Raw genomic sequence first — 16,132 nt, 5'->3', positions numbered from 1 at the left:
GTTAGCTTGAACTATCGTTTTAACTTAATTTTCAGCTTACTCTGTCATAATGGCTTCAAGACGCTGATATCGCGATTTAACGTGCGTCATGGTGCGTTACATTGCGTCAGTGTGCTCTATTAGCTGCCTAATTCATTCTATTGAAATTCTGGGTCCCAGCGGTACTGGGTTTCGCGAAGCTCTGCTACAGTAAGGTCAAGACCGTTCCAAGGCTCATGGGGATTGGCGGCTATCAGCTTGGACAGACGTAGAAAGCGGTCCTTGGGAAGCTCATGGGCGTATCTGCCAATAAACTCGGAATGAAGCAGGACATATCGCTTCATTCGTACTGCTGCTCCGGCGACACCGGCGAGAATAGCCGTGCCCTTGTCCATCTGGAGAATCTGTATCTCGTAGGTCTTCACATAGCGCAGCGTGCGGTCCTTGATCAGGTCAGGACGGACTTTGGCAATCTCGCCGATATATTCAGCAAGGAGCGGCTCGAAGTCCTTCAGCAGGAGCTGCTCGAGCTCCAGGTCCATGTCCTTGCGCAGCAGGAAGCCATGCAGCAGGGCGACGCGCTGCCGGGAAATTCGGTCGCCGCGCAGCAGAATGGAGATTATGCGCAGCTTCTCATAAGCCAGAACATCATTCTCGCGGAGCACGGAAACGGCCTCCTGACGATTGAACTCCAGCCCTTCCTTAATAATGCCAAGGTTCCGGCTGAGTAGCTGATTAAGAGCATGGAGATTCTCGTTCTGCCGGACCTTTCGCTGCGTATAGTACAGCAGTCCCATCAGTACAAGACCTCCGGCACCGCACAGCACCATCTGCCGGATGCTATTGCCGAAATAGACCGCAGCCAGGGTGAGCAGAAGAGGGAGTAGGAGCCGTGTATGCATAGATCGGCCTCTGCTGGACATAGCATACTGTTCCACCGGGACCAAAGAGGACTTGCCGCATTTGCTGCACCGTTCTTCCGAAAGTGCGGTATAACGTCCGCAGTGTTTGCAGATACGCAGCAAGTCATAGGCGTAGCGAGGAGTCTTGAAAGGGCTAAACGTAACGGGCTTCTTCTTATTCACGGCCGGGGTCACCTCCGTTTAGAGCGGCCAGGAGCCTCTCATCAATATCATCACGAGTGAGCGGCTTGCGCTGGCGTGAGGCATAGATAGAAATCTGAATTACGGCATAGAGGAACGTAATCCCGAGAATAACGTATGAGATCATGGAGCTATTCCTTTCTCTTGAACGGCGAGTCGGTGATGAAGGTCCATAGAATGACGATTCTATTACAGCTTCGTAACCGATACGACAGTCTTAAAGTTGAAGTTTACAAGGTTTAATTATATCATAATGGCATACTATTTACAGAATTTAGCTTTCCTGGTGATCCAGCCATATGCGCCTAATATAACATAAGAGGAGCCATATTTATGCTTCAGAAACATCTTTGCAACAGAACAAGCAAGACTAGCCTATTACGTATTTTTCCGGCACTACTGCTGGCTCTGTGTCTCGCTGCTGCTCCCTTTGGAGCTGTGCGGGCCTATGCGGCAACAACGGCGCAATCTCATATTGATGCTGTGCTGCTGATCGATGTCAGTAATTCCATGAACACGAGCGACAAGAACAAGATCGCCAATGAAGCGATGAAAATGTTTATAGATATGTTATCCGCGAAAGGGGATAAGGTAGGCATTGTAGCTTACACCGATAAGGTGCAGCGCGAGAAGGCTCTGCTGCAGATCAGCTCTGCCGGGGATAAGCAGGATCTGAAGGATTTCATTGACGGGTTGGACCGCGGGGCCTATACGGATATTGCTGTTGGTGTGGAGGAAGCCGTCAAGGTGCTTCAGAACGGAAGCGATCCGGCCCATGAGCCGATCATCGTCATGCTTGCGGACGGCAATAACGATCTCAACGATGCGACAGGTCGGACACAAAGTCAATCTGATGCGGAACTGAAGACTGCGGTGGAAACTGCCAAGAAGAATGGGTACCCCATTTATACCATTGGTCTGAATGCCGACGGCAAGCTGAACAAGCAGAGCCTGGCCGATCTGTCTGACCAGACGGGCGGCAAAGCGTTCTCAACGGATTCACCAGATGATCTGCCGCAGATCCTCAGTGAGATTTTTGCCAGTCATCTGAAGCTGAAGGTAGTCCCTGTGCAGTCTATTACGGCAAATGGCAGCTATCAGGATGTGACGGTGAACGTGCCTAACGGCAGTGTTCTGGAAGCCAATATATCCATTATGTCGGCACAGCCTGTGACCGCGAAGCTCACGGACCCGTCCGGGAAATCGGTAGCGATTCCTTCATCCGATGTCCTGCTGTCCAAGTCCAAGACATATAGCCTGCTCAAGCTGTTGTCACCGCAGCAAGGCGATTGGAAGCTGTCCATCAAGGGCGTGCCTAAGGATAAGATTGATATTAATCTCGTATTTAACTATGATCTAGAGCTCAAAATTGACGCCTTACCATCAGCCACTTACAAAAAAGGCGATAAAATTGATATCAGCTCCCACTTGTTCAACAATGGTGCTCAGGTTACCCTCAGCAATTTGTATCAAGATATGGAGGCGGTGCTGCTTGCTACGGATACGGATACGGGAGTTTCCGAGGAGATTCCACTGGATAACACCGGCGCTGTGTTCAAGGGGACCTTTGAGGTCAAAGACAGCCATAATTATGAGCTGAAGGTCCGGGCAGAGGAAAGCAGTTTCTACCGTGAGAGTGATGTAGTGAAGATCAGCGCCAAGAGTGGGGCAGCGGGAACAGCCGGAGCGGGAACGTCAACCGGCAGCACTGAAGAACCGGCCAAGGAGGCTGCTTCATACACCTTGTATTACATTATCGGCGGCATTGTGTTGCTGTTGGCGGCAGGGATAGCATTCTGGTTGTTCCGCAAACAAGCCATACGCGGCTTCGTCGGCCAGATTGTAGTTGAAGTACGGGACGGAAATACGGGCGAGAAAACGTACCCTCAATATAAGAAGCTGGCGGCGTTCAGAGGGAAGTTCAATCTCCACCAGTTGCTTCAGCTCGCTCCTGAACTGAAGGAAAGTGAACAATTGGTCTTCACGCCAGGCAAGAACGACACACTGCTGCTGCGTAGTAGCGGGGGCATATCTGTAGAGAAATCCGGCCGTGCTGCCGATACGACGCGCGGCCTGGAGCTTAAGAGTGGCGACCGCATTTCAGTAGTGTTGCCGACAGTTGATAAGACGATTATGTTGGAATATTTAATATAGTAAGTTTTAGGAGGAGATTGGATGAAACCGGTAGTCAGAGAGCATATTCAACAGTTGGATGTATCGCTTGGTGGGGGTATTGTCAGTGACAAAATCAGGGTGGATACGATTGATAATCCGATCCTGATCATCGGACTCGGGGGCACGGGTATTGATGCCCTGCTGCGCTTGAAATACCAGATTAACCGCCGCTTTAAGCTGCCTGAAGATCCATTGTCCAAGAAAAAACGGGATAAGCCCGATAATGTGGAGTTTTTGGCTTTTGAGACCAATGAACAGGACCGTGGCAAGAAATATAAAGGTATCGGCCTCGACCCGCAGAATGAATTCGTGCTGCTAGCGAATGCAGAAATCGGCGGGCTGCTGCAGAATCGCAGTATTCTTGAACCCTACATTACAGACTGGCTGTCACCTGAGCTTAGTATTACGGATGGCATGAATGGTGCTGCCGGTGTGCGTCAGGCTGGACGTCTGCTGCTGTTCACGAAGATTAATCAAGTGGTTGGAGCCATCGACAAGAAGATCAAGACGTTGTCCGTAGGCACCAGCAAGAAGCTGATGGTCTTCCTTCTGACAGGCCTGTCAGGCGGAACGGGCAGTGGGGCTTTTCTAGATATCGCTTATATCGTGCGCGGCATTATTGAACGTGACTTTGGCTCAGCCGGTATTGACCGGGTGAACACACTTGGTTATCTGTTCACACCAGACGTGAATCTGGCGAACAAAAGCCTCAGCGAGCATACACGTGAATATATTCGCAAGAACGGTTACGCCGCGCTCAAAGAGCTGGATTACTGGATGAATGTAGACAGCCGCGGTGAGCGGTTCCGCCAGCAGTACGGGAATATACTGACAGTGAATTCACCGCTGCCGCCATTTAATCTGTGTCATCTGATCTCTGCAACCAATACCGAAGGCAAGCTGCTGGAGAATGCCTATGATTACTGCATGAATGTAACGGCAGAGAATATTACAAACTTTATGGCCAGTGAGGAAAAGCAGTCGGGTGAGGAATTCGCTATCCACGACTATATCAGCAATATTCGCACGAACATTGCGCAGATGAACAAGACTTATCCGGCCAATTACGAATATAACATTATCGGTGCTTCCTCTGCCGTGCTGCCTATTGAGGAAATGACGACTTATCTGGCGTTTCGGCTGTTCGACAAAATGGATAAAATGTTCGAGCAGGCTCCGGGCCAAGAGGATGTTGAGAAGTTCGCACGCAAGCTCGGCATCGATCTTGACAGTATGATTAAGACCTTTGAATCCCGTGTGCCGGAGCCGCTGCCTGGTTACCAGAACAGCGAGCGTCTGAGCCATGCCAATGTCATCAAGAACCAGGTCGTCAGCATGGATACCGAGCTGGAGCAGAATTTCCTGTCCCGTGCCCGTGAAGAATTTATTAAGGCTAAAAAACAGCTTCCCGGTGAAATCGTCGGTCGTTTTGGTGAAGAACTGGAACGAATCTTCCTGCATCCTGAGCAGGGCCCGTTCTATGTCTCACGGCTGCTCTATACCGAGAAGGGCTTTTGTATTCTGAAGCTGATTCAGTCTTATATCGAAGCTTTGCGCGAGAGCCTGCTGCGCCTGCCGCGTGATATTGAGACCGCGCAGGACAGTGCGGACGAGAAGCTGGGCGATGCCCGCAGCGCTTTTGTATCCAAAGAGAAGAAGAAGAATGCTTATATAGAAGCAAAGATCAATGAATATTGGCTGCATTCCGATGTGGAACGTACCGAGCAGATGATTCAATTCTATGAGGATCTGTATGAGGGGCTGAATGAAGAGAACAGCCGGATATACGGCGTTTTCACGGAAATTCTGAGTGCACTCAGCTCGATTTTTGCCAAGAATGGGGATCTGCTTATCAATGGTGGGGAGCAGGCCGATCACAAAGGAAACAAGACTTACTACTGGAATATTGTCAATGTGCCGGATATTTCGGCGACGATCTCGAAGGTCATGGATCAGAAGGACGGGGATGATCTGATTCGTGATTTCACCCGCGATATGCTGAATCATTCCGGACGTTGGGTCAAAGAGCAGGAGATCGACATTGTACGCTCCATTTCCGAGTTCTTGAGCGATAAATTTGGCGATCTGATCACCCGCTCGATGGAAGATTTCCTGGTGATGAAATACGGCAACGAGGAGCCGCTCGACAAGTTCGTGGAGCGGATTATCGCCGGTAGATTGGACGAGGACGCTGTGCCGATTTTTCATCTCAGCAACAGTTCAGGCAGTCTGCATTTCCCGTCATGGGGTTTCGTGTCAGTGCCGCTGAATACGCCGGGCATCCTGAAGGGGATTCGCAATTATCAGAATAATGCGCTGGGCAAATCGCAATTTACGATCAAGGAAAGCCAGGTGAAGAACCGGATTTTCTGGCTGAATACGCGCAATGGGGTGCCACTCTTCGTCTATACGCCGCTGCGGGTGTTCGAAGAGAACTACGAGCGAACCATCCTTGACAAGGAAGGGATTGGCCGCCATCTAGTCATGACCGACAAGAACAACTGGACCTATCTGCCTTCCCCGATTCCAGAGAAATCATGGGGCGATACCTATATCAATCCTCGTGTCCGTGATTACAACGCTCGTGTCCGGGCTGATTTTGCACAAGGCATGGAACTGGGCGTCATTATCGAAAAAGGCATCGACGAGAACACCAGCAGCCGCTATTCGGTCGTGTTCACAAAGGATTTTGATCTGGAGAAGCTGCTGAGCGGTTATGATCTACAACTGCAGTTGGCACGTCCGAACCTTGGTGAAGTGAAAAAGGCGGCAGATGCGCTTAAAGAGCTGAGCGAGAAGGGGCTGGAGCGCGAGAGCGTTAAGGATATTTTTGGCAGCATCAATAGAGATATGGCCCAAGAAAATCTGATTCGTTCGCCGCAGCTGATTACCCGTGTCCGTGAGGAGCTGGCGAAGTATGCCACAATTGCCGCTAAAGCTGCTGAGCTCGAGGTGCTGCTGCATCAATATCTGGATGAGGACAAATGGATGGACCAATTCATCGAGGCTTTGTATACCGACAGCATTATCAAAAAAGGCGCTTTGTACGTCTATGACCGCGATGAAGAGGAAGATGCTTGGGAGCCATTCGCCAACTTAATGAAAGAACGCAGCTACGTGGAGCATGCTGTATACCGTCATTTCCGCGAGCTGGATGAGAAGAGCCGCAGTGTGCTGCTGCGCAAGGCGGCGCGTCGTGCCAGTGAAATGACTGCCGCAGAAGATGTAACTCCACTGCTGTATAAGCTGGAAGGGCTGTATGTGTCATTTCTGGAGGCGCGGGACAGTCTGGAATATGAGCGGGTAGAACATGCCAACGGGGACGAAATGTACGGATTCTACAAGAGCATGACTGGCAAGCTCGGCAGTATCCGCAGAAAGCTGAAATAATCATATGAGCAAATCAGTGGTTTTGGCTTATGGTGAACAATATGCAGCACAGGAAGAGGCGCTGCGCGCACAAGGGGATGGACGCAGCAGTATCCATTATCCGGCCCTGTTTCTGTTCGTAGGCGATAAGGTAACACCCGCCATCGGCCCAGTGCTGGATGGCTGTGAACGGAAATGGGATAACGCCGGTGGTGTGATGGCAGTGCATGCGGTGTCAGGAGAATGCGGCGGGAAAGATGCTGCTGTTGGAGACCGAGCCGATTATGGGGCGGGAGGAAGAGACCGGGTCATGGCGATGCCGCTGCCTGGATCGGCGGGGCGAGATCCCCGTACGGTCCGCCAGGATGTCTACCGTGAATTTCATGAAGACAGTCGTTATCTGGCCGAGATGAACCGGACGCTGCGGCGGTTAAGCAATAGCATCGCGGACTTCGGCCGCTTGTATTCATCCTTTGACGTGATTCATCTGTCAATCATTACGCGGGTTGATGATCCACTTAATGTGTTATTGCCACAAATTACGCTGCTGGCTCGTGCTATTCTCGGCCAATCCTTTAAATCGGTGCAGACCGACCTGTTTGCCCTGATCAACGAGCGGGAGCAAGGTGAGAATTTTGGCTATTCCAGCTCGGTAGGGCTGGCTTTTCTGCGGGAGCTGGACGGAATGCAAGCGGGAGATTACACCCTCAGCGCACCGCTCTTAGTGACCGAAGATGGGCTTTCGATTCCGGTTGTCCACGGTCCCTCCGCCCTGTTCGATCTGGTCTACCTGCTCTCCGACAAGAATGAGCGCGGGATGATGTCGGTCAACGGGATGAACGACAACTATGAGATCATCGCTCACATCAGTCTGTTGAAGAATCGGGTCCGACCCGCTGCCGACCATGCCACCGGACACGGCGGCTATAACAATATGACCTTCAAAAGCGGGATCAGAGGCAGTACGGGTAGACAAGGGTATGCCTCTGCAGGCTTCGCCGGGGTGCGCAGACCTAATCTGCAGATTGCGCTGGCGGTGTTGTATCATGCCTTCCGGCGGCTGGACGGAAGCTTGCGGGAGGGCAGTCCTTGGACCCTGCGTGACCGCCAAGCCCTGCTGGGCTTAGATGCTGAAAGTCTGCGGGAGCGTGCGAGTGCACTGCTGCCGGAGGAAGCCGGGCTGACGGAAATGACCGGGCTGATGAGCCACGGCCGTCCATCCTATGCGGAGCTGAGACAGCTATCGCTGCGCGAAGCGGAGCAGCAGCTGTTCGGTGAGGGAGGCGAGGTTTACTTCCGCAACAACTTTGCGGCTGAAGCGGATAGAAGAGCAGCAGCGATAGAGCCTCTCCGCGAGTGGCGTGCGGCTCTGGCGGCACAGGAAGCAGCCGTTCCGGCAGTTACTTTCTATCAGCTGACTGAATGGACTGCTGACCGTGATGAGGCCGGGAACGGAAGTGTGCTGCATCACCTGCGTCAGCATATGGCAGGCTTGCGCACGGCCATTGCTTCCGCGCAGACGGAGCTTGACGGGCTCTATGCGGAAAGCGTAGAGCGCCAGTCTTTTCAGCGGGTACCGCTGTTCGACAAACGTACGGTGCGGAATTTCATTCATTATTTATTCTCCATGGTGTATGGCCAGAGATACGAGCTGCTGCGCCTTGAAACCGAGCTTGCACTCTGTCACCGGCTGGAATCTGCACTGGAACAACTGCACGCGGAGAGCATAAACCGGGTGCAGGCCATGGAGGTGCTGGAAGAAGAGCTGCGAAGTGTTGCAGTGGGCAGCATTGGACGCACGGATGCCACTACGGGTCAGAATATTATGGAATATTACCGCTCCGTGACTGAAGAGGTCATGAAGGACATCGAAGTGCGGCGTGGATCGGGTGTGTTTTTTAGCGAGCGGTATATGGGCAGTATGTCCAAGCTGCTTGAGAAAGGCAAGGCGGCTGTAACCGAACGCCTGATTGATATTTGCCAACGGGAGCTGCTGACAGCAGAGCCGTTTGCGCTTTCCTTCGAGGAAGAGCTGCTGCGGCGCGCCAATGTTGCGGCGGCCTACGAGAACCGTCAGGTGCTCTCCAGGGAAGAGCTCTTCAAGCAGCTGTACCACAGTTTGGAAGAGGGCGCAGTTGTGAATGTCAGATTGTTCGAATACACGCAGGAGCATCGGCATGAGGAGAAGTATTTCTTCGGCGACAGTGCCTCCGAGTTCCTGCGGTACGCCTTCGGCGTGGACGAGACGACTCGCATCTACCGACTCGGGTTCGTACATGAGCAGCGCAGAAGCGGGGTCGAGAAGCTAAATCTGATGGGTGGTTTCCATCTGGAGGACCTGCTCTATTATCGCAATGGAAAAGTTTACTATGAGACTTACGCTCAGAACGGCTACCGGTTGCATGGCTTGGATGAGGAGCAACTGCCGGTGCTGCGGTGAATGCTTCCTTCGGTCGGAGATCAGGCGATGGGGAGTTTTCGGTTCAAATAAACCAGCATAGCGTTTAGGCGGACACAGGATACGCTATTTCCTAAAAACACTACCATTTTCATATGCTTGCGGACACAGAATCCGTTATTGATCTGACATTCAGCTAAATAGGGCTCTGTATCCATGAATAACGGAACCTTAGTCCGCTCAAGCTTCTTTTTGCCATCCTGAGTCGTAATAAGGTCCGTACAGTCCGTCAACGGCTAGCATCTCTATTATCTGGCTCTCGAAAACAAATTAGAGTGTTTGGATCGATGGGGATGTAACTATTACCGGTAAATAGCTTACGTTGAACAGAAACTTTTAGCGAAATGATGTATTTCTTCCAACAATATTTCCATAAATAGCCTATTATAGATACTATAATGTATAAAATACAACATTCCTTGCGAAATGGGACTCTACAGTGAGTGAAAGATGGATTTCGTACAACATTTCGTCGCTGCTGTGTCGTCAGGAATATTAATGCTGTATTTCATACATCATTTACGATTTTCCAAACCTTGTATTGGGCAATATTTCTCTTATGTTCCTCCGAAGAAAGGATGAATAATGATGCAGCGAAAAATCAATCCGCTCCTGCTCCTCTTCAGTCTGCTAGGCGCGGGGGTCGCCTTTCTCATTGGCGAACTGCTGCTGGGTCGCTGGCTTGGCGAAATGCCATCTATTGTGCTTGTTGGCATATATTTTGCCATAGTAGCGCTGGGTGTTGGAGTGGGCTGCCTGCTGGCAGAGATGATCTCGCCAACGCTGAACGGATACTCCTGGAAGCAGCGTTACTTAGGGTTATCGTGGAAGCTGCTGCCGCTGACAGTGGTGCTGCTGTTTGGAGTTGGCGCGGTCACGGAGTTCGTCTATGAGCTGAACTTTGGCGGCGTGAGGCCGGTAAAAGATGTAGTGATGGTCATTGATGACTCCGGCAGTATGATGCAGAGCGATCCGAATAACAGCCGTTACTCGGCGGCGCAGTCGCTGGTGATGCAGATGGATGAAGATAATCAGGCGGCTGTGCTGACCTTCAGTGACGATACCCAAGTTGTTCAGCCGCTGATCTCACTGTCCAAATCGGCCAACCGCGATAAGGTATCGGCTGCAATCGGCAATCTGCAGACCACTGAGGGCGGTACGAATATTAGCGGTGCGCTTAACGAAGCGTTGAATGTTATCAATGGTGACGCTCAAACTGCCAGGGGCGCCATGGTTATTATGCTCTCCGATGGAGCCAGCCAATTCGATACAACGCGTGAGCTCCAGTCTTATGTGGATCGCGGCATTGCGGTAAATACGATTGGACTAGGTATGCAGGACCCGGCAGGCTCTGCGCTGTTGCAGGATATCGCCAACGCAACAGGCGGACAATATTATGATGTTACGGACGCGGGGCGACTGGGCTCGGTGTTCCAGCAGATTTATGATCGTCTGGGAGACCGGACCCTGCTCACTGATCGCAGTGACGCCACCAAAGACAGCCCCTATTATGCAGTGGTCAGAATACTAGCACTGCTGCTGATTGGTGCGGCGCTTGGACTGGGACTGGGCATTGTGTTCGATAACCGTCATTTAGCCAAAAGCTTCGGCATAGGCGGTGCGGTATCGGGTCTGTTCGCTGGTCTGATTCTGGAGTTCGGCCTTAGCAGTCATTCCTTCCTTAACGGTCTTATACGCTTAATAGCCCTGCTCGTTCTGGCAGCCATTATTTCCTTATTTACGGGAATTGTCCCTGTAGGAGAAGGACGGATGTATCGTGGAAGCAGACGGAATACAGAAGTTCCTGTTTCAGCGAAGGACAGCATCCCTACGCCACGCAGAAACAGGGGCAGCAAAGGATTTTAATGCAGTTGAAAGGAGCCTACAATCATGAGGTACGCCGAAGTGGATTCATCCACACCGGTCATTACGGATGTCACCTCCCGGGTGGAAGAACGTTTCTGTACGCTGAGCTGGCGCTGGCCCGAAGGGGTGCAGGCGGTCTGCATCCATAAGACTTCCGCAGAGGATCGGGAGAGCGGAGAAGTCCCGCCTTCCGGGATGAAGCTCTATACTCGTGAGGAATATAAGGCTAATAATGGGTATCGTGACCGGCTGGAGGAAATCGGTCTGGTCGCGTATACCGTATACATCCGCCTCACGGAGGACGGGGAGACCGTTCTGGTACGGCAAAGTAACGCGGCCAACCGTATAGTTGTCAGCGCAGGCAAGGCGCGGATCTATTATTCCATCCTTCAGAACAAAGGCTGGTTCGGGAAGCAAAAAACAGTACATATGGCGATTACGGCGGAGGTGCCGGTACCGCGGGATGTATTGTGCTATGTGAAGAAGCGCGGCGGTCATCCGGCGGGCAAAGAGGATGGTGTGCTTTTTCCATTCGTGCAGGATTTCGCTGCCGGGCGTAATGTGCTTCCGCCTATTGAGATCGGCAAAGAGGACTTTGTGCGTATCTTTTTCACTGACGGCCGCAAGTATGGACTTTATTATGAACTGGTGCCGCAGTGAGCTAGATGTATGCTTATCAAGCGAGTTTGAGGGCGCAGTAAATCGAGAAGGAATTGCCCATAGAACTTAAGGAGGATGAAGAAATGTCTTTTTTTAGCCGCTTTATGAAAAAAAACCAGCCGCAGCCACGGCCGCTCTATTATGATATTGTGTGTCCGTTTTGCTTCACCAAGTTTGACCCTGCGGATGTTGTCTTTCGGGCGATGCATAGCCGGGAGGACGATGAGAATTACGCGCTCGGCGAGGATGATGCGCTGAATAAATACCGCGAGCGATTCGGGCTCGATTCGGTAGATGATGTGGAAGCGATACTTAAACCAGTTGATATTCCTGAGGAGTATCACCATTACACCGATCATGTGCTGACGGGTCTGACTGACCGCTATGGTGTGCTGACGCGCAGACGGCTGTGTCCGTCCTGCCATAATGAACTGCCCGTGACCGCGGGCAAGGTTCCGAGCAACATTATTTCGATCATCGGAGCTTCCCAGGTAGGGAAATCGGTCTATATGACCTCATTGATCCATACGCTGCAGAATACAACGGCAGGCCATTTTGACGCAGCCTGTATGCCGCTAAATGCAGAGATCAGCCGCAAATTCCGCACACTTTATGAAGAACCGCTCTTCGAGCGTGGGGATCTACTGGCTTCTACGCAAAAAGAGAGAATGCAGGAGCCGTTTATCTTTCAATTTGTGTTTAAGGATGAGGAGAAGCCGCCGCTGACGCTGGTCTTTTTCGATGTGGCTGGTGAAGGCATGGTGGATCAGGATTATCTGGGGCTGCACGGACAGCATATCAAGAACTCTGCCGGTATTCTGTTTATGGTCGATCCGCTGCAAATCCGCTCCATTCGGGAGAAGATTCGGATTAATATCGGTGATCGCCCCGGCGAATGGGTCTCGCAATATGACGAGCCGCGCGATGTGGTGCTGACCATGTTCGGTGATTTCATCGCCTATCAGGAGAAGAGCAAAACCGATATTCCGACAGCCATCGTGCTGGCCAAGAGTGATATGCTGCATTCCCTGAAGGATGAGGATGGCGATTATATCAAATCCAACAGCAATGTGTTCAATAACTACGTTCATCGCAAAACATTGAATCTGGATGAGGTCCGCAATATCGACGGTGAAATCAGCCGCTTTATCAGCAAGGTGGATCGTCCGTTCAAGGATACGATGGATGTGTACTTTTCCAATACCGGTTACTTTGCCGTATCTGCCCTGGGCAGCAATCCCGTCAATCAGAAGATTGAAGGTGTGGTCAGTCCGATCCGTGTGGACGAGCCGTTTATCTGGCTGCTGCACAAGTTGCATTATATTGAGGGGAGCGACGGCCCGTGAGTACCTTTTCAGGGTCCAAGATCACTCAACAGATGTATACCCGTGAGCGCCGCGGAGTTTACCGTTCGACAGAAGGATTTGATACGGTAGCGAAGTCGGAGAGCCTGGACAATAATTTTGTCAAAAAAACACTGCATCCCTTCTGCCTCTACGATGCGCCAGCCGAGCTGACTGTGCGCGGGGAGAAGCAGGAAGCGTTATATCCGGCTGAGCTGCACCTGTTCCATACGGAGTCAGGTGAAACGGTTATCGGAAACAATCAATATCAGGCGACGGATTTCACCGGTCAGCGCAGCGCTTTTTTCGCACATAACTATGTAGTTCCTGCCTCCCGTGCGGAGGAGATCGTGTTGAGCTACGCGGACTGGCTGCAAGCCGACTTTGCGGGGAGTTATGAAGGGGAGCTGGGTGGTACTTTGCCAGAGCTTACGTCTATTCCCGTCTTGCGCAAAGTGCGGCGCTCTGATCCGTTAGCGGTCCTGCGTTCACTAGGATTTGGAGAAGAATTATTCAAGGCGCTGCTGCAGGCAGTTATGACCTCGGTCGCTGGCAAGAAAAAAATATATGTGGCGCTCGATGTGCCGATCTCGGAGCTTTCGGTACGGGCTGCGGAGCTTACGGAGCATATATTCGCCGCACTGCCGTATGAATTCCGCCGGAGGCTGGGTGTGATCACGTATGCCAATGAGCCCAAAAGTCGCAAATATATTCACCTTACCTTTGTGGAAAAGGGTTCGCTCCGCCCTGGTGACCGCAGTGTGGAGAAAGATTTCACCTTTGACCTGGTCACAGGCCGGATAGGCAATGCAGATTTCGGTGAATCCCGGCAACCCTACGCAGATCTGGTGTGGAAGATGCTAGGACAGAAGACGGACGGATTGGATGACTTTGCCCGTTTTGCCGATTCCATGCTGGCTGGAGAGAGCGGAGAGCGTAAGCTTTCCCCTGCGCTCTATAATGAGCTGGCTGTTTTTTATGAGATTGAGCAGGGTAATGAGGCTCTTTACACCGAGAACAAAAGCGCTGTGCTGGGCGGATTGCTCGCTTATCTGCAAACAGAGGGTGCTATAGATACGAGAGTTCGGCTGAATGATATGTTTCTGGAGCGTTTTGACCGTGAATATGATCTCATCCGCCAAAAAGGCATGCTTGTGCCTGCAGTTATGGAAATCTTCAAGGAGTATTTCACGCTGAAGGGGCATACCTATAAGGTTAAAGTTGTTGATTATTTCATCAATGGCATGCTGAATAGTCAATCGGCCGGACGTGAGGATGTACTGGGCGTTGCTTACGGTGTTATCGAGAGCAATGATGAGCTTAGCGAAGCTTTTTTTAAACGAGTGCTGGCGCAGCCCGTATTTCGTAAACAGCTGCTGGAGCCTTATATCGAAGCCCGGCTGGCGGCGGCAGCCAAGTCCGCTGATATCATGGGCTTTGTCGTTCAATGGGGGCGGTTTCTGCCGGAGGTGCTGCTGCAGCCTTTTGTCAGGGACGCGGTCAGAGACTATTTGCTGGAGAAGCTGCAACGGGAGACTGATTCGGTAGCTGCCGTTGCGGCGATTCATGAAACCGTGGATAAAGTGGAAAAAGAGCGGCGCAAAGGGACGGGGCTTTCAACTGAGGTGTTATCGCTGTTGCAGGAGCTTACGGCGGTGGCGGACCGCTTCTTGCTAAACCGCTTGTCGCTCTCTGAGATGTCGCAGGAGCAGTTGTTGGAAATTGCTTTTTTACGCGATCCCCGGGAGGGGATGGTTTGGCAGCCGCCGCTTGATCTTATCACTAAGCAAAAAGCCAATGCGCTGCGAGCCGCTTATCGCTGGTTTGGGGAGGAGAAGCCGAACGAGGCTATTTTCAATAAGCTGTCGCCGAAGGAATTGGATGATGTGCAGCTGTTGGGCAGACGCTGGCTGCAGGAGGCACGGACGCTGGAGCCGTTCGATCGGCTTCCGCTGGCTTTCTACCACAGCAGTGACCGCGAGGGCGGACCGCTCGATTATGATGAGCTGCTGAAGCTGGTTAATCGCAAAACCGGAGCGGATAAAGAGGACGTTTATCGGTTTCTGGCCTGGTCGCAAGGGAATTCTTTGTTCTCCATCTCGAATAAGAAGCTTCATCCGGGTTATCGGCGGGCGATCCTGAAATATTTCCAGAAGCATGATCGCGAAGCCTTCAAGAACCGTGATTTCCGCAAAAGCTATGTTTCCGCGGCAGGCCCTGCCCTGCAAAATGTCTATAATGAAGCCCGCTCCCAGCTGGCTTCGTCACTGGCGAGGTGGATCAGCCGCAGCCGATTTCAACTCCTGATCTCCGGCTCCCTTCTGGGAGTCGTGGTGATTATCGCTATTATTATCATTAGTATGCTGCGTCCAGAGGGGGCAGGCACCGCCTTGCCGGAGACAAGCCCTTCGCCAACTCCCGCTCAAACGGCCGTAAGTCAGCTTCCCCCTGCTTCAGTGTATCTGAAGAGCAATAGTGATGTGGAGGCAGGCAGTGTGCTGGTGTTCACCTTCGCCAAAGCTGACGAATGTCTCCAGTTCAAGCCAACGGAGATTGGTTTGGTCAACTCCGCTGGGAAGATTACGGACACCTACAAAGTGATCTCTACCAAAAGTACCTGTCCGGTTCCAGCTTCGGGAACGCCAGGAACAGCGGATCAGGACAACGCCGCTACTGGAGGAACCGCGACGAATGATGCGGCTGCGGCTGCGAACGCGACGAACGGAGGCAACACGGTTGATACAGCAGCAAAAGATAAGGCCGCGGCTACGTCCGCGAATACTGCAGGCAGCAACAGTTCAGCCTCTGCTACTGCTGTGAGTGGCTCCGAGAAGACGACTTCGCCCGATACGGGACAGGCTGTCTCACTCCAGGTTGATGCCACACTAGAACCAGGAATAGTATTAGTGGAGGGCAGTGTGCTTAAAGCCGGGAATTACTCGCTGACCTTGCAGCCAGACCCAGGCTCAGCATCAACCCCTGATTTGTCTGATCCAAGTAATAGTCCAAGTGCTGATCCAAGTGCTGTGCCCTCAGCTACCGCAAGCCCGGAGGTAACAGCAGAATAAAATCGAAAACTCCTGAACTGTGCAGGACTTCTACCGAGAGGTAAAGGTCTGCGCGGATTCAGGAGTTTTTATCTGCATCAGTTTACGATTGCCTCTGTCATGTCCCTTGTA

At 51.9% G+C, this 16,132-nt stretch carries 9 protein-coding genes; 7 read left to right on the top strand and 2 right to left on the bottom strand.

The features are described 5' to 3' along the window. Positions 1-137: 137 nt before the first annotated feature. Positions 138-1,064 (bottom strand): hypothetical protein, encoded by a 927-nt coding sequence (locus H1230_RS27860; protein WP_239713047.1) that lies wholly within the window; start codon positions 1,062-1,064, stop codon positions 138-140. Beyond that, on the bottom strand, positions 1,057-1,209 hold the full coding sequence (locus H1230_RS27855) for a hypothetical protein (RefSeq protein ID WP_239713046.1): 153 nt from the start codon (positions 1,207-1,209) through the stop codon (positions 1,057-1,059). The genes H1230_RS27860 and H1230_RS27855 overlap by 8 nt, the downstream gene beginning before the upstream one ends. Positions 1,210-1,415: 206 nt before the next feature. Here H1230_RS27855 and H1230_RS27850 point away from each other — a divergent pair, with 206 nt between their 5' ends. The 7 genes from H1230_RS27850 to H1230_RS27820 all read left to right on the top strand — a co-directional run bounded on the left by H1230_RS27850 (position 1,416) and on the right by H1230_RS27820 (position 16,021). After that, positions 1,416-3,236, top strand: a complete 1,821-nt coding sequence (locus H1230_RS27850) for a vWA domain-containing protein (RefSeq protein ID WP_239713045.1) — start codon at positions 1,416-1,418, stop codon at positions 3,234-3,236. Between the two features lie 21 nt (positions 3,237-3,257). Further along, complete coding sequence (locus H1230_RS27845; RefSeq protein ID WP_239713044.1) at positions 3,258-6,647, top strand: tubulin-like doman-containing protein; 3,390 nt, start codon at positions 3,258-3,260, stop codon at positions 6,645-6,647. 4 nt (positions 6,648-6,651) lie between these two features. Then, positions 6,652-9,066: a tubulin-like doman-containing protein gene (locus H1230_RS27840; protein WP_239713043.1), complete on the top strand. Its 2,415-nt coding sequence runs from the start codon at positions 6,652-6,654 to the stop codon at positions 9,064-9,066. A gap of 603 nt (positions 9,067-9,669) precedes the next feature. Next, positions 9,670-10,950, top strand: coding sequence for a vWA domain-containing protein (locus tag H1230_RS27835; RefSeq protein WP_239713042.1), 1,281 nt, complete (start codon positions 9,670-9,672; stop codon positions 10,948-10,950). Between the two features lie 24 nt (positions 10,951-10,974). Beyond that, a complete protein-coding gene (locus tag H1230_RS27830) occupies positions 10,975-11,610 on the top strand; it encodes a beta-mannanase (RefSeq protein WP_239713041.1) in 636 nt (211 codons plus the stop codon). 83 nt (positions 11,611-11,693) lie between these two features. Next, positions 11,694-12,956, top strand: coding sequence for a hypothetical protein (locus H1230_RS27825; RefSeq protein WP_239713040.1), 1,263 nt, complete (start codon positions 11,694-11,696; stop codon positions 12,954-12,956). Then, positions 12,953-16,021, top strand: a complete 3,069-nt coding sequence (locus H1230_RS27820) for a GAP1-N2 domain-containing protein (protein WP_239713039.1) — start codon at positions 12,953-12,955, stop codon at positions 16,019-16,021. The genes H1230_RS27825 and H1230_RS27820 overlap by 4 nt, the downstream gene beginning before the upstream one ends. Positions 16,022-16,132 lie beyond the last annotated feature (111 nt).

Source organism: Paenibacillus sp. 19GGS1-52 (assembly GCF_022369515.1).
Classification (GTDB): Bacteria; Bacillota; Bacilli; order Paenibacillales; family Paenibacillaceae; genus Paenibacillus_AQ.
This window is presented reverse-complemented; position numbering and strand designations above follow the sequence as displayed.

What these genes read in the sequence shown, in the direction of transcription:
- H1230_RS27855 (WP_239713046.1), bottom strand. Translation starts at nt 1,209, where the DNA reads ATGATCTCATACGTTATTCTCGGGATTACGTTCCTCTATGCCGTAATT.
- H1230_RS27850 (WP_239713045.1), top strand. Translation starts at nt 1,416, where the DNA reads ATGCTTCAGAAACATCTTTGCAACAGAACAAGCAAGACTAGCCTATTA.
- H1230_RS27845 (WP_239713044.1), top strand. Translation starts at nt 3,258, where the DNA reads ATGAAACCGGTAGTCAGAGAGCATATTCAACAGTTGGATGTATCGCTT.
- H1230_RS27840 (WP_239713043.1), top strand. Translation starts at nt 6,652, where the DNA reads ATGAGCAAATCAGTGGTTTTGGCTTATGGTGAACAATATGCAGCACAG.
- H1230_RS27835 (WP_239713042.1), top strand. Translation starts at nt 9,670, where the DNA reads ATGATGCAGCGAAAAATCAATCCGCTCCTGCTCCTCTTCAGTCTGCTA.
- H1230_RS27830 (WP_239713041.1), top strand. Translation starts at nt 10,975, where the DNA reads ATGAGGTACGCCGAAGTGGATTCATCCACACCGGTCATTACGGATGTC.
- H1230_RS27825 (WP_239713040.1), top strand. Translation starts at nt 11,694, where the DNA reads ATGTCTTTTTTTAGCCGCTTTATGAAAAAAAACCAGCCGCAGCCACGG.